This is a genomic window from Methylibium sp., assembly GCF_035762065.1.
Lineage (GTDB): Bacteria > Pseudomonadota > Gammaproteobacteria > Burkholderiales > Burkholderiaceae_C > Methylibium.
The window spans coordinates 24,036-38,006 of record NZ_DASTPW010000029.1 but is presented as its reverse complement, the minus strand read 5'-3'; the positions used below and the strand labels follow the sequence as shown (position 1 = coordinate 38,006).

Genomic DNA, 13,971 nt, shown 5'->3' with positions numbered 1-13,971 from the left:
CGGCGGTCGCTCGGTCCCTGCACAAGAGGACTCGCGATGAACGACACCTTCGACTTCGAATCGCCGACCCCGCTGCCGCTCGCGCGGCCGCGCATCTCCGTCGTGGTGCCGACCTGCCGCCGCCCGGCGATGCTGCTGCGCTGCCTGCACGCGCTGCTGTCGCAGGACCTGAGCGCGCACGCCTACGAGGTGATCGTCGTGGACGACGGCCACGACCACGCGACGCGCGCGCTCGTCGAGCAGCTGCGCCGCCGCGTGCATGCGCGCCAGCGGCCGGCGCTGCGCTACCTGCGCCCGCTGCGCGGCAAGGGCCCGGCGGTCGCGCGCAACGCCGGCTGGCGTGCCGCGCGCGGCGAGCTGATCGCCTTCACCGACGACGACACCGTGCCCGAGCGCGACTGGCTCGCCCAGGGCGAACGCTCGCTCGCGCCGTGGCAGGCGGCGGTGCACGGGCGCGTGCGCGTGCCGGTCTCCTCGCAGCCGACTGACCACGAGCGGATGACCCAGGGGCTCGAACGCGCCGAGTTCGTCACCGCGAACGCCTTCGTGCGGCGCGCGGCGCTGGAGAAGGTCGGCGGCTTTGACGAGCGCTTCACCCGCCCGTGGCGCGAGGACTCCGATCTGCAGTTCCGCCTCGAGACCGAGGTCGGCCCGATCGGCGAAGCGGCCGAGGCCGTCGTCGTGCATCCGGTGCGGCCCGAGCCCTGGGGCGTGAGCCTGCGCCAGCAGCGCAACGTGATGTTCGACGCGCTGCTCTACAAGAAGCATCGCCAGCGCTACCGCCAGCGCATCCGCGCGACGCCGCCGTGGCACTATTACGCGATCGTCGCGCTGGCGCTGGTCGCGCTGGTCGCCGCCTTCGCCGGCGCCGGCACGCTGGCCGCGGCCTGCGCCGCGATGGCCGGCGCGCAGGTGCTGTGGATCGCCGGCCGGCGGCTCGCGCGCACTTCGCGCGATCCCCGGCACGTCGCCGAGATGCTGGCGACCTCGGCGCTGATCCCCTTCCTTTCGGTGTACTGGCGCCTGCGCGGCGCGCTGCACTGGCGGGTCTGGTTCTGGTGAGGCGCGCGGCGGTGGCTGCGCCCGCGACCGTCGCGATGCCGCCGCGCCGGCCCGTGGCCGCGCCGCCGGTGCCGAGCGCGCCGCGGCTCGCCGGCGACCCGTCGATCGAGCGCGTCGCGGTCTTTCGCGCGCTGATGCTGGGCGACATGCTCTGCGCGGTGCCGGCGCTGCGCGCGCTGCGTGCCGGCCTGCCCGATGCCGAGATCACGCTGATCGGGCTGCCGTGGATGCGCGGCCTGGCCGAGCGGCTCGCGCCGGTCGATCGCTTCATCGAGTTCCCGGGCTACCCGGGCCTGCCCGAGCGCGCCTGCGACGTGCGCGTGCTGCCCGATTTCCTCGCGCAGGTGCAGGACCGCCGGTTCGATCTCGCGGTGCAGCTGCACGGCAGCGGCCGCATCGCCAACCCGCTGGTCGCGAGCTTCGGCGCGCGGCGGATCGCCGGCTTCCGCGACGAGGTGGCGTGGTGGCCGCAGGCCAACGGGCCGTGGTTCGCGCGCTGGCCCGACGAAGGCCACGAGATCGATCGCCTGCTCACGCTGACGACCGCGCTCGGCTTCGCGCCCCGAGGCCGCGAGCTGGAATTCCCCGTGCACGAGGCCGATCGCCGCGAGCTGCGCGCGCTGTTCGACGGCGCGCCGCCGCGCCGCTACGCCTGCGTGCATGCGGGCTCGCAGCTGCCGTCGCGGCGCTGGGGCATCGAGCGCTTCGCGGCGGTCGCCGATGCGCTGGCCGAGCGCGGCCTCACCGTCGTGCTGACCGGCGGCGAGCCCGAGCGCGAGCTGGTCGATGCGCTTGCGCGCGCGATGCGCCACCCGGCGCTCGCCCTCGCCGGCCGCACCAGCCTGTGGACGCTGGGCGCGCTGGTCGAGGGGGCGGAGCTGGTCGTGTGCAACGACACCGGGCTGTCGCACGTGGCGAGCGCGCTCGCGACGCCGAGCGTGGTCGTCAGCTGCGGCGCCGACGTCGCGCGCTGGGCGCCGCTGGACGCCGCGCTGCACCCGGTGCTGTGGCAGCCGGTCGAGTGCCGGCCCTGCGCCCACGCGGTCTGCCCGACCGGCCACGCCTGCGCGAGCGGCGTGCACGTCGATCAGGTGCTCGCCGCCGCGCGGCGCCTGCCGGTGGCCTGCTGATGCGCCGGCTGCGCATCCTGACGTGGCACGTCCACGGCAACTACCTCTACAACCTGGCGCAGATCCCGCACGAGCTCTACCTGGTGCGCGACGCCGAAGGCTCGCCGCACCGCACGGGCCGCAGCGGCAGCCTCCCCTGGGGCGAGCACGTGCACGACGCGCCGGTCGAAGCCTTGCAGCGCATGGACTTCGACGTGGTCGTCTACCAGTCGCGCCGCGCCTGGGAGGTCGATCGCCTCGAACTGCTCAGCGAAGCCCAGCGCCGCCTGCCGCGCATCGTGATCGAGCACGACCCGCCGCAGCAGCACCCCAGCGACACCCGCCACTGGTGCGACGACCCCGGCGCGCTGCTGGTGCAGGTGACGCCGTTCAACGCGCTGATGTGGGATGCCGGCGCGACGCCGGTGCGCGTGATCGAGCACGGCGTGCGCCTCGTCGCGCCGGCCGTCTACGAAGGCGACCAGGCGCGCGGCATCGTCGTCGTCAACCACCTCGCGAAGCGCGGGCGCCGGCTCGGGCGCGACGTCTACGAGCGGTGTGCCGAGCAGGTGCCGCTGACGCTGGTCGGCATGGGCAGCACGGCCTTGCCCGGCGGCGCCGGCGAGGTCGACCAGCACCGGCTGCCCGGGCTGATGGCGCGGCACCGCTGGTTCTTCAACCCGATCCGCTGGACCAGCATGGGCCTCGCGGTCGTCGAGGCGATGACGGTCGGCCTGCCGATCGTCGCGCTGGCCACCACCGAGATGGCGACGGTGATCCGCAACGGCGAGAACGGCTGGGCCGACACGCGGCTTGAGCCGCTCGTCGAGGTGATGCGCGAACTGGCCCGCGACCCGGTGCTCGCGCGCCGCTGGGGCGAGGGCGCGCGGCGCACCGCCGCCGAGCGCTTCGGCATCGAGCGCTTCGTCGCCGACTGGAACGCGGCGCTGCGCGACGTCGCCGGCTGAGGCGGCCCGCGGCGACGGCGCTTCGCAAACCGTCACAGCGCTTCGGCGCCGCTCCGGCGGGCCAGGGGTGCGCCGCTACGCTCGAAGCGACTGCATCCATAGCCGGGGATCGCCATGAGTTTCATGACCCAAATCGTCAAGAAGATCTCCGTACCGGGCGAACTTGGCAAGGCCGGCCAGCCCGAGGCGGCGCATCAGCACGGCGCCGGCGCGATGCTGGGCATCGTCCCGAAGGCGCTGCCGCCGGGGATCGCCGAGCACATGGGGCTACGCGGCGGCCCGACCGCGGTGGTGGTGCACGACGAGCACGCCAACCGTGCGTTGCAGCTGCCGAAGCTTGGCAGCGACAGCGCCGCGATGCACATCGTTTCACGCGGACCGATGCTGGAGCAGCATGGCTTGGGCGAGCAGGCCCTGCACCTGCAGCGCGGCGGGCCCGACGTGGCGGGCATGCAGATGCTTTCACGCGGCTCGGTGCTCGAACGGCAGAGCGAAGCCTTCGGCGACGCGGGCTTCGGGCGGACCATCCCGCGCTTCGAACCCGCCGGCGACGAAGCCGCGAGCCACTTCGGCAGCGGCATGTCGGCGAAGTCGTGGATCAACTCGATGAGCCGGCCCGCCGTCGGCCATGGCGAGCATGTGCAGCATGCCGGCCGTGCGGAGCATGACGACGACGACGACGATGACGACGACGACCACGAAAGCCACGCGAAAGGCTCGCATGGATCTCATGGCTCGGGCAGTTCCGTCTGGGACACGTTGCGCAAGGGCGCATCGAAGCTGATGAGCAGCAGCAGCGGCCACGGCGAGCACGTCAAGCAGGCCGGGCACGACGACGACCATGGAGACAGCCACGCGGAAGGCTCGCACGAGTCCCACGGGTCTCACGGCTCGGGCGGCAGCGCTGTCTGGGACATGGTGCGCAAAGGCGCATCGAAGCTGATGAGCAGCAGCGGCCACGGAGGCTCCAGCAAGGTCGGCGACCACGCTGACGTGAAGGCCGACGACGACGGCAAGGACGTGAAGGGCGACAAGGACGCCGGCACGACCAAGGCCGACAAGGACGACAAGGACGTGAAGGCCGACAAGGGCGGCACGACCAAGGCCGACAAGGACGACAAGGACGTGAAGTCCGACAAGGACGCCGGCACGGCCAAGGCCGACAAGGACGGCAAGGACGACAAGGACGTGAAGTCCGACAAGGGCGGCACGACCAAGGCCGACAAGGCCGACAAGGACGTGAAGTCCGGCAAGGGCGGCACGACCAAGGCCGACAAGGACGGCAAGGACGACAAGGACGTGAAGTCCGACAAGGGCGCCGGCAAGGCCAAGACCGACAAGGACGTGAAGGCCGACAAGGACTCCGGCAAGGCCAAGGCGGACAAGGACATGAAGGCCGACAAGGACTCCGGCAAGGTGAAGTCCGACAAGGACGACAAGGGCGACAAGGACGTGAAGGCCGACAAGGACTCGGGCAAGGTCAAGGACGACGACCGCAAGTCCGATGCCGACGGCAACAAGAAGCCGAAGAAGGCCAAGTCGAAATGACCGCGATGAGGCTCTTGCCGTGTCGCCGAGAGCTTCGCGCCCCGCCACAGCGGTTCGTCCGCCGTTGCGGGGCCGGCTCGGGGCGGCCTAGGCTTGCAGCGCTCTGGTGACACGCAAGGAACGGCGATGAAACTTTTTTGGAACAGCTCGACGCGCACGCGCTCCTCCGAGCCGGAGGCCCGTTCATCGTCGTCGGACGGACGCACGCAGGCCAGGTCGAATGCCGATCGGGGACCGCAGATCGGCAACGGCCCGCGGGCCGGTGATGCGACGGGCGACGCGAACCGCTCGATGCGCGAATCACGCCTGCCGAGCGAGGCGTCGAGCCGCCGGTCGGCCTCATCGAGCCCGTCGAGCTGGATGGGCTCGGTGGGCAAGCAGCTGAGCAAGGGCGTCGCTTCGGCGGGCAAGAACGTGATGCAGGGCGGCAACGCGCTCGGTCGCATGCTGAAGAACGCGATGGAGACCGACGACTGGGAGCCGCGCCACGAACGCGAGGAGGTGGAGACCCACGACCACCTTGGTCCCGATCCGTGGTTAGCGAGGGCCTACCAGACGGAAACCAAGAAGCAGCCATCGCTGCATCAAATGCTCGCGGAGTTCCAGGAGGAGCGGGACAACGCGCCGATCCTGAAGGAATTGCCGGTCGATCGGGAGGCACGGATCAAGGCGGCGGAATACCAAGGCACCGGCACGATGCCCGACTTCACGCCCGAGACGGTGATCGACGAGGAAGCGACCGCCGCCCGCAACGCGGCTCGCGCGCGGGAGCGCGCGGAAGAGCAGAAGGCGCGTGCGCTGCACAAAGAGGTCGAGGCGCAGTTGAAGAGCATGGGTATCGAGAAGCCGACCATGCACTACCGGCCGACCGAGCAGCACGAGATCGACCGTGAGAACGAGTGGGCGCGAGATAACCGCACCGACGCGCGCACCTTGCCAAGCGAAATGCCTGACGAGCGCCGGTATGCCGCCGACGAGGCGAAATACAAGAAGGCGTACGAACTGGCGCGCAGACGAGTGGAGATGGGGATCAAGGTGGCCCCCGGCTTCGATCAGCTGAAGGCGTCGGTGCAGCAGCAAAGCGCCGCGCGCACGCGCCGCGGCGCCGGGGACGACCGGTCAAGCGCCGCGACGAGGCAGCAGCCCAGGCCGAGTGAGACGCGCGCGGAATTCGCGAGCCCGCGCAGGCCGGCACCGAGCCGCGCCGAGGTGGAGCCGAAGGCTGCCCAGTCGTACGGGCGGCAGCCGGCCGCTGCGGAACCGAGCCCGAGCCGGCCCCGCCGCTACGCGGCCGACGAGCGAGCCGACCGCCCGGTGCGGCAGGAGGCGAGGACGGAGCCGACGCGTTCCCAGCCCTCCAGCGTGCGCACGCGCCGCAGCCCGGTCGACGAAGCGCCGATGCGCCCGGAGCGCGGACCGGATGCGCCACAGGCCCGTCCTCGCGAGCGCGCCGATGCCGGCGTCAAGCCGCTGCTCGAGCGCAGCGTCGGCGAGCGCATGAATGCGCTGCTCGCGAACGTCGACCTCAAGTCGATCACTTCGCACCAGGACGAGAACCACCTGCGCGAACTCGCGATTCACCTGAGCGCCGGCACGCAGTTCCAGGCGAGCGCCGAGAAGCTGGACACGCAGGACCAGCTCGGCCGGCGGATGAGCGTCGCCTTGAAGTCGATCGAGCGGTTCGGCAAGGCCATGGGCTTCGACCCGGAGACTTTGCTGCGTCAGCAGCCGGGCGCCGTCATGCAGTTCATCCTCGACAAGGACAGCCGCGCTCTGAGCAGCGCGATCAGGGAAGTGAGCAAGCAGGAGGCGCCGCGCGACGCCCGCGCGGCCGGGGGCTGAGCAGTTCGAGCAGCCGCCGCTCCGCCGCGGCCAGCCCGGCGGCTCGGCGCGGCGCGGCGGTGCGCTCGACGCCGGCGGCCTCGCCGTCCTGCGCCAGGCGCCTCGCGCAATGCTCGAGCACGCTCGGGTGGATGTAGGACTTGCGACAGACCGCCGCGGTGTTGCGCAGCCGCTCGGCCACCTGCTTGACGATCTGCGGCGCCGTCAGCGGCTCGGTGCCGCCGGCCAGTTCCAGCGCGAGCACGCTGCCGTGCCAGGTGCGGAAGTCCTTCGCGGTGAAGCGCGGCGCGTCGGCTCCGGCCGCATCCGCGATGTAGTCGTTGACCTCGGCCGAGCCGACCGGCGTGATTTCGCCGCGCTCGTCGCGCCAGGTGAACAGCTGCTGGCCGGGCAGCTGCCGGCATCGGCGCACGATGCGCGCGACGCGCGGGTCGTCGAGCCGCACGTCGTGCTCGATGCCGCTCTTGCCCTTGAAGTGCAGCCGCACCGCGTCGCGGCTCACGTCGGCGTGGCGCGGCTTCAGCGTTGTGAGGCCGTAGGAGCCGTTCTCGCGCGCGTACTGCGGGTTGCCGATGCGCACGAAGGTCGCGTCGAGCAGCCGCACCAGCGTGGCCACGACGGTGGCGCGCGTCGGCGGCGTCGCCGCGAGGTCGGTCGCGACGCGCGCGCGGATGCGCGGCAGCGCGCGGCCGAATTCGACGAGGCGATCGAACTTGCCGTCGTCGCGCACGCGCCGCCATTCGGGGTGGTAGCGGTACTGCTTGCGCCCGCGCGCGTCGCGGCCGGTGGCCTGCAGGTGGCCGTCGGGCCGGGGGCAGATCCACACCTGCGTGTAGGCCGGCGGGATCGCCAGCTTGCGGATGCGATCGATCTCGGCGCGGTCGCGCAGCGCGCGGCCCTGGGGGTCGAGGTAGGCAAAGCCCCGCCCCTTGCGCACGCGGCGCAGGCCGGGGCCGCGGTCGTCGGTGTGGATCAGTCGGGTCGCGGGCGGCATGTCGGAATTCACGGCCGATCCGGCAACGCCAGCATCCGGCGTGCCCGCGGGAACAGCGCTTGCCGTTCGCGGCCATGGACGCCTTCCTGCCGCCGCGCGCGCTGCACGGCACGCTGATCGACAGCCGGCCTTTCGGCGCGATCGCTGCCGCCGCGGTCGCGCCGCCGAGCGCGCCGCGCCTGCCGCGCGACGCGCACAGCCGCCCGCTGCTGCTGGACACGACGATGTTCTGGAGCGCCACCGGCGGCGGCGTGCGCCGCTACCTGCTCACCAAGCGCGACTGGCTCGCAAGCGGCCAGCCGCTGCAGCGCGACGCGCTGCGCCCGCTGTGGCGCCACGCGATCGCCGCGCCCGGGCTCGACCCCTCGATCGGCCTCGACCTCGGCGGAGTGCCGCTGCCCGGCTCGGGCGGCTACCGGCTGGTGCTCGGCCGGCGCGCCGCGGCCCGCGCGATGGCGGCGCTCGCGCCCGACGTCATCGAAGCTGGCGATCCGTTCCGGCTTGCCTGGGCGGCGCTCGACGCGGGGCAGTCGCTCGGCGTGCCGACGGTGGCCTTCTGCCACAGCGACCTGCCGGCGATGGCCGAGTGCTGCGCCGGCCGCCATGCGCTCGCGCGCCGCCATGCGCGGCATGCGGCCGAGCGCTACCTGCGCCACGTGTACCGCGAGTTCGACCTGGTGCTCGCGCCCGGCCGCGCGCTCGCCGAACGGCTGGGCGCGCTCGGGCTCGCGCGCGTGCGGCAGCAGCCGATGGGCGTCGACACGGCGGTGTTCCGCCCGCAGCCGGCCGAGCCGGGCCTGCGCGAGCGGCTCGGCCTCGCGCCGGCCACCAAGCTGCTGCTGTACGCCGGCCGCTTCGCGCCGGAGAAGAACCTCGGCCTGCTGGTCGAGGCGCTGAAGCGGCTCGGCCCCGAGCACGCGCTGCTGCTCGTCGGCGCCGGCCCCGCGCGCCCTTCGGCGCACGAGCGCGTGCGCGTGCTGCCCTACGAGCCGGACCCACCGGCGCTCGCGCGGCTGATGGCCGGCGTCGACGCCTTCGTGCATGCGGGCGACCAGGAGACCTTCGGCATCGCCCCGCTCGAGGCGATGGCCTGCGGCACGCCGGTGGTGGTGCGCGCGGCGGGCGGGCTCGCCGAGATCTGCGCGCCGGGCGCCGGCCTCGCGATCGACAGCGCGCGGCCGGACGCCTGGGCCGAGGCGATCCGCTCGGTGTGCAGCGTGCCGCGCGAGCGCTGGGCGCGGGCGGCGCGCCAGCACGCGCTGCAGTTCCGCTGGGACCGCATGCTGCCGCGGCTGCTCGGCCACTACGACGCGCTGCTCGGTCTGAAGCCGGTCGCGAGCCTCGCGGCGCACGACGCGAGCATCGCCTGGCAGGGGCCATGAACGACCCGGCGCCGCCGCGGTTGATCGACGATCCGGCGCTGCCGCCGGTGATGGCGGTCGTCATCCATGACGTCGCGCCGCCCACTTGGGCCGATTGCCAGCGCATCGAGCGCCTGCTGCACGACATCGATCCCGGCCTCCGGAAGACCTGGCTGGTCGTTCCGCGCTACCACGACCACGCGCTGGGGCCGCGGATGATCGGTGCGCTCGACCGCGCGCTCGCGCTCGGCGACGAACTCGCGCTGCACGGCTGGCGGCACCTGGACGACGGCACGCCGCATGGCGCGATCGACCGCTGGAAGCGCCGCCGCTACACCGCCGGCGAGGGCGAGTTCGCGGCGCTCGACGCCACCGAGGCGGCGCACCGCATCGCCGCGGGCCGCGCCTGGTTCGAGCGCCGGGGCTGGCCGCTGCACGGCTTCGTGCCGCCGGCGTGGCTGATCAATGCCGCCTCGCTCGCCGAAGTGGAGCGCGCGGGCTTCCGCTACGCCTGCACGCTGGCGCGGGTGCACACCTGGCGGCCGCGGCGCGCCTTCGACGAAGGGCCGCGGCCGCAACGCAGCCTCGCGAGCCAGAGCGTCGTCTACAGCACGCGCAGCGCCTGGCGGCGCGCGCTGTCGTGCGCATGGAACGCCGGCGTCGCGTGGCAGCAGCGCGATCGCTGGCTGTCGCGCATCGAACTGCACCCGGGCGACGTGCGCCACCAGAGCGTGCGGCGCGCGTGGATCCGGCTCGTCGAGCGGCAGCGCGAACACCGCGAGCCGGTGACGATGGCGGAAGTGGCGGCGCGCATCGCCGGCTGGAACGCGGCATCGCCGTACAGCAGGCAGGCCGCCGTGCCGGCCACCAACGCTGCGCCACTGCCGGCGCTGCCGGTCGTCGCGCGCGAGTGCTAGGCAAGCCCTAGCCGATCACGCTGCCGATCACGACCATCGCGCCGCCGGTCAGCGCGCCGGTCAGGGCGCCGGCCAGCACGTCGCCGGGGTAATGCAGCCCGAGCACCACGCGCGACAGCGCCACCAGCAGCGCGAAGCCCCACAGCAGCGGCGCCATGTGCGGATAGTGGTAACTCAGCAGCACCGAGTAAGCGAAGGCATGCAGCGTGTGGCCGCTCGGGAAGCTGAAGCGATCGAGCGCGCGCGCGCAGGCGCGAAAGCTCTCCGGGCAGGCGACGAAGGGGCGCGGGCGGCCGACGCAGTGCTTCACGCCGAGGTACAGCACCAGGTTGAAGCCGCCGATCGCGAGCATCTCCAGCGCCGCGCGCCGGCCGTCGACCGCGTCGAACAGCGGCAGCAGCGCCATCAGCACGTACCACAGCACGCCGTCGGCCAGCCGGCTCACGCCGAGCAGCAGCAGCACCAGTTGCGGCCAGGCCGCGGCGCGATGCAGCGAGATCGCCCAGAGCCGATCGCGTTCGGCCAGCCGCCCGGCCCAACGTTCGCGCTGTTCAGGCCAGGGCGACATCGCGCCACCTTTCGGTCGCGCCGTGCATCGCGTGGCGCGCGAGCCGCGCTGCGAACGTTTCCAGCACCTCCGGCCAGCCGTGCGCAAGCGCGTGCTCGCGGGCACGGCGGCGCAGCGGCCGGGTGTCCTCGGGCGCGGCGAGCGCGGCGGTGAGCGCGGTCTGCACGTAGGCCTGCGCGTCGCCCGGCGGCGCGAGCCAGCCGCTGGCGCCGTCGACGATGTGCTCGGCCGCCGCCGCGAGATCGAAGGCGACGACCGCGAGGCCGCTGGCCATCGCCTCGAGCGTGACGTTGCCGAAGGTCTCGCTTTCGCTCGGGAACAGCATCAGGTCGGCGCTGGCGTAGTGCATCGCGAGCGCTTCGCCGCGCTGCACGCCGGCGAAGATCACGTCGCTGCGTTGCGCGCGCAGGCGCGCCTCGAGCGGGCCGTCGCCCACCAGCACCAGCCGTGCGCGCGGGTTCGCGGCCTTGACCGCGTCGAAGGCCGCCAGCGCGAGCGCGACGTTCTTCTCCGCCGCCAGACGGCCGACGCCGATCAGCACCGGCGCGTCGTCGCGCGCACCCCACGACAGGCGCAGCGCGGCCGAGCGCTTGGCCGGCGTGAAGCGTCGCGCGTCGACGCCGCGGCCGACGACCGCGAGCCGGTCGAAGCCCTGCGCTTCGAGCTGCCGGACCATCGCGCGCGTCGGCACGAAGCTGCAGTCGGCGCGGTCGTGCAGCGAACGCAGGTAACGGCACACCATCGGCTCGAGCAGCCCGAGCCCGTAGTAGCGGCTGTAGCTGTGGAAGTTGGTGCGGAAGTCGATCGTCAACGGCAGGCCCATCGCCACCGCGGCGCGCGCGGCGGCATGGCCGAGCGGCCCGGGCGTCGCGACGTGAACGAGGTCGGGCCGGAAGCGGCCGAGCCGGCGCCTGACCGCGCCGGCGGTGGCCCAGCCGAAGCGCAGCGCGGGGTACATCGGGATCGGCGCGCCGGCGGTGCGCCATTCCTCGGCATCGTCGCGCGCCGCCTCGTCGCGCTGACGCGGCCGCACCAGCAGCACCGGCCCGTGGCGCGCGCGCAGGTGCGCGACGCAGCGCTCGACGGTCAAGGCCACGCCGTTGATCTCGGGCGGGTAGGTCTCGGTGACGTAGGCGATGCGCATGGCGGGCGGCGGACGTGGGAACGGGACGCCGGGCTCCGGCAAACGCGGTGCCCGAACCGTCCGCGCGTGGCCGCCGAGCGCGAGTCGGCGCGAGCGCGTCGACGGCGCGCGAGCCAACCGCTGAGAAGCCCGCACGGCGACCGCGGTCGCGACCCTGCCGCTTGACCTTCCCACCGTGGGAACCTCGAAGATGCGCTCATCGCCGCTTCGAGAGACCGTCCGATGAACAGCGCCGCGCTCCGCCGCCATCCGCCCATCACGCTGCATGTCGAAGGCATGAGCTGCGCCTCCTGCGTCATGCGCGTGGAGAAGGCGCTGCGCAAGGTGCCGGGCGTCGAGAGCGCCAGCGTCAACCTCGCGACCGAGAAGGCCACGGTGCAGACGCACGCCGCGGTGCCTGCGGCGGCCTTGCGAGCCGCGCTCGAACAGGCGGGTTACCGGTCGCAGGAGTCCGTGGAGTCGGCGCAGGTGCGGCAGGGCACGGAAGCGCGGCCTGCCTCGTGGTGGCCCGCGCTCGTCGCGGCCGTGCTCACCGTGCCGCTGCTCCTGCCGATGCTGCTGCAGCCGTTCGGCATCGACGCGATGCTCCCCGGCGCGTGGCAGCTGGCGCTGGCGACGCCGGTGCAGTTCGTCCTCGGCGCGCGCTTCTACCGGGCAGGCTGGCAGGCGCTACGCGCGGGCAGCGGGAACATGGACCTGCTGGTCGCGCTCGGCACCTCGGCCGCCTACGGGCTGTCGGTCTACCTGCTGTGGCGGCATGGCTCGCTGGCGGCGCACGGCGGCACGCCGCACCTGTACTTCGAGGCTTCGGCCGCGGTGATCACGCTGGTGCTGCTCGGCAAGTGGCTCGAAGGCCGCGCGAAGCGGCAGACGGCCGACGCGATCCGTGCCCTGGGCGCGCTGCGGCCGACGACCGCGCGCGTGCGGCGCGGCGGCGCGGAAGTGGAGGTGCCGATCGAGCAGCTGCGCCTCGACGACCTGGTGGTCGTGCGGCCGGGCGATCGCGTCGCGGCCGACGGCGAGGTGATCGAAGGCCGCAGCCACGTCGACGAATCGCTGATCACCGGCGAGAGCCTGCCGGTGGCCAAGGGCCGCGGCGACCGGGTGACCGGCGGCGCGATCAATGCCGAGGGGCGGCTCGTGGTGCGCACGACGGCCGTGGGTACCGAGACGACGCTCGCACGGATCATCCGCATGGTCGAGTCGGCGCAGGCGGGCAAGGCGCCGATCCAGCGGCTGGTCGATCGCGTCAGCGCGGTGTTCGTGCCGGTGGTGCTTGGCATCGCCGCGCTGACCTTCGCCGGCTGGCTCGCCCGCGGCGCGACGGTGGAGCAGGCGCTGATCGACGCCGTCGCGGTGCTGGTCATCGCCTGCCCCTGCGCGCTGGGGCTCGCGACGCCGACGGCCATCATGGCCGGCACCGGCGTGGCGGCACGGCGCGGCATCCTGATCCGGGACGCCGAGGCGCTCGAAGTCGCGCACGCGGTCGGCGTGGTCGCCTTCGACAAGACCGGCACGCTGACCGAGGGCCGGCCGTCGCTCGTCGCGGTGGCGCCGGCGCCCGGCCGTGCGCGCGACGAGGTCCTCGCGACCGCCGCGGCGCTGCAGGCCACGAGCAGCCATCCGCTCGCGCTCGCGGTGCTCGAGGCGGCGCGTGCGGAGCGGCTCGCGATCCCCGAAGCGCGGGACGCTACGGCGCTCGCCGGCCGCGGCATCGAAGGCCGGGTCGAAGGGCGCGCGGTGGTGCTGGGCAGCACGCGCTGGCTGAACGAGGCGGGCGTCGAGGCCGGTGCGCTGGCCGGCGAGGCGCGGCGCCTCGAAGCGCAGGGCCGCACGGTCTCCTGGCTGGTGCGCCGCGACGGCGAGGGCGCCGGACTGCTCGGCTTGCTGGCCTTCGGCGACACCGTCAAGCCGGCCGCGCGCGGCGCCGTCGAGCGGCTGCACCGGCTCGGCATCCGCACGGTGATGCTCACCGGCGACAACCGCGGCGCCGCGCAGGCGGTCGGCACGGCGCTCGGCATCGACGACGTGCACGCCGAAGTCCTGCCGGCCGACAAGGCGGCGCTGGTGCAGCGCCTGCGCGATGCCGGCGAAGTGGTCGCCTTCGTCGGCGACGGCCTCAACGACGGGCCCGCGCTGGCCGCCGCGTCGGTCGGCTTCGCGATGGCCGGCGGCGCCGACGTCGCCACCGAAGCCGCCGGCATCACGCTGATGCGCGGCGACCCGCGGCTCGTCGCCGATGCGCTCGACATCTCGCGCCGCACCGATTCGAAGATCCGGCAGGGCCTGTTCTGGGCCTTTGCCTACAACATCGTCGGCATCCCGCTCGCCGCCTTCGGGCTGCTGAGTCCGGTGATCGCCGGCGCGGCGATGGCGTTCAGCAGCGTGAGCGTGGTGCTCAACGCGCTGACGCTGCGGCGCTGGCAGGGCAGCGCGCAAGGGGAGGAGGCATGAACGC

At 73.5% G+C, this 13,971-nt stretch carries 11 protein-coding genes; 8 read left to right on the top strand and 3 right to left on the bottom strand.

Going from position 1 to position 13,971, the window contains the following annotated elements; translation table 11 throughout:
- Positions 1-36 precede the first annotated feature (36 nt).
- The 5 genes from VFR90_RS08350 (at position 37) to VFR90_RS08330 (ending at position 6,529) form a co-directional block, all read left to right on the top strand.
- Positions 37-1,062 (top strand): glycosyltransferase family 2 protein, encoded by a 1,026-nt coding sequence (locus VFR90_RS08350; RefSeq protein WP_326405650.1) that lies wholly within the window; start codon positions 37-39, stop codon positions 1,060-1,062.
- Positions 1,063-1,097: 35 nt separating this feature from the next.
- The gene (locus VFR90_RS08345; protein ID WP_414676515.1) at positions 1,098-2,192 is read left to right on the top strand and encodes a glycosyltransferase family 9 protein; all 1,095 of its coding nucleotides are present in this window, start codon (positions 1,098-1,100) and stop codon (positions 2,190-2,192) included.
- Entirely contained in the window at positions 2,192-3,139 is a 948-nt protein-coding gene (locus VFR90_RS08340) for a glycosyltransferase (RefSeq protein WP_326405648.1), read from the top strand. The genes VFR90_RS08345 and VFR90_RS08340 overlap by 1 nt, the downstream gene beginning before the upstream one ends.
- Positions 3,140-3,253: 114 nt before the next feature.
- Positions 3,254-4,687, top strand: coding sequence for a hypothetical protein (locus VFR90_RS08335; RefSeq protein ID WP_326405647.1), 1,434 nt, complete (start codon positions 3,254-3,256; stop codon positions 4,685-4,687).
- Between the two features lie 444 nt (positions 4,688-5,131).
- Positions 5,132-6,529, top strand: coding sequence for a hypothetical protein (locus VFR90_RS08330; RefSeq protein ID WP_326405646.1), 1,398 nt, complete (start codon positions 5,132-5,134; stop codon positions 6,527-6,529).
- Here the strand turns inward: VFR90_RS08330 and VFR90_RS08325 are convergent.
- Positions 6,474-7,523 carry a DNA topoisomerase IB gene (locus VFR90_RS08325; RefSeq protein ID WP_326405645.1) on the bottom strand — a complete coding sequence of 350 codons (1,050 nt, stop codon included), beginning with the start codon at positions 7,521-7,523 and terminating at the stop codon, positions 6,474-6,476. The two genes, VFR90_RS08330 and VFR90_RS08325, sit on opposite strands and share 56 nt — an antisense overlap.
- 74 nt (positions 7,524-7,597) lie before the next feature.
- On the opposite strand from VFR90_RS08325, the gene VFR90_RS08320 reads away from it, so the two are divergent.
- Positions 7,598-8,905: a glycosyltransferase gene (locus tag VFR90_RS08320; protein WP_326405644.1), complete on the top strand. Its 1,308-nt coding sequence runs from the start codon at positions 7,598-7,600 to the stop codon at positions 8,903-8,905.
- Positions 8,902-9,801, top strand: a complete 900-nt coding sequence (locus VFR90_RS08315) for a DUF2334 domain-containing protein (protein ID WP_326405643.1) — start codon at positions 8,902-8,904, stop codon at positions 9,799-9,801. The genes VFR90_RS08320 and VFR90_RS08315 overlap by 4 nt, the downstream gene beginning before the upstream one ends.
- Before the next feature lie 7 nt (positions 9,802-9,808).
- On the opposite strand, the gene VFR90_RS08310 is transcribed toward VFR90_RS08315, so the two are convergent.
- Both VFR90_RS08310 and VFR90_RS08305 read right to left on the bottom strand, forming a co-directional pair.
- Positions 9,809-10,369 carry a phosphatase PAP2 family protein gene (locus VFR90_RS08310; protein WP_326405642.1) on the bottom strand — a complete coding sequence of 187 codons (561 nt, stop codon included), beginning with the start codon at positions 10,367-10,369 and terminating at the stop codon, positions 9,809-9,811.
- The gene (locus VFR90_RS08305) at positions 10,353-11,513 is read right to left on the bottom strand and encodes a glycosyltransferase family 4 protein (protein ID WP_326405641.1); all 1,161 of its coding nucleotides are present in this window, start codon (positions 11,511-11,513) and stop codon (positions 10,353-10,355) included. Before VFR90_RS08305 ends, VFR90_RS08310 begins: the two co-directional genes overlap by 17 nt.
- Positions 11,514-11,735: 222 nt before the next feature.
- Here VFR90_RS08305 and VFR90_RS08300 point away from each other — a divergent pair, with 222 nt between their 5' ends.
- Positions 11,736-13,967, top strand: a complete 2,232-nt coding sequence (locus tag VFR90_RS08300) for a heavy metal translocating P-type ATPase (protein WP_326405640.1) — start codon at positions 11,736-11,738, stop codon at positions 13,965-13,967.
- The last annotated feature ends 4 nt before the right edge of the window (positions 13,968-13,971 follow it).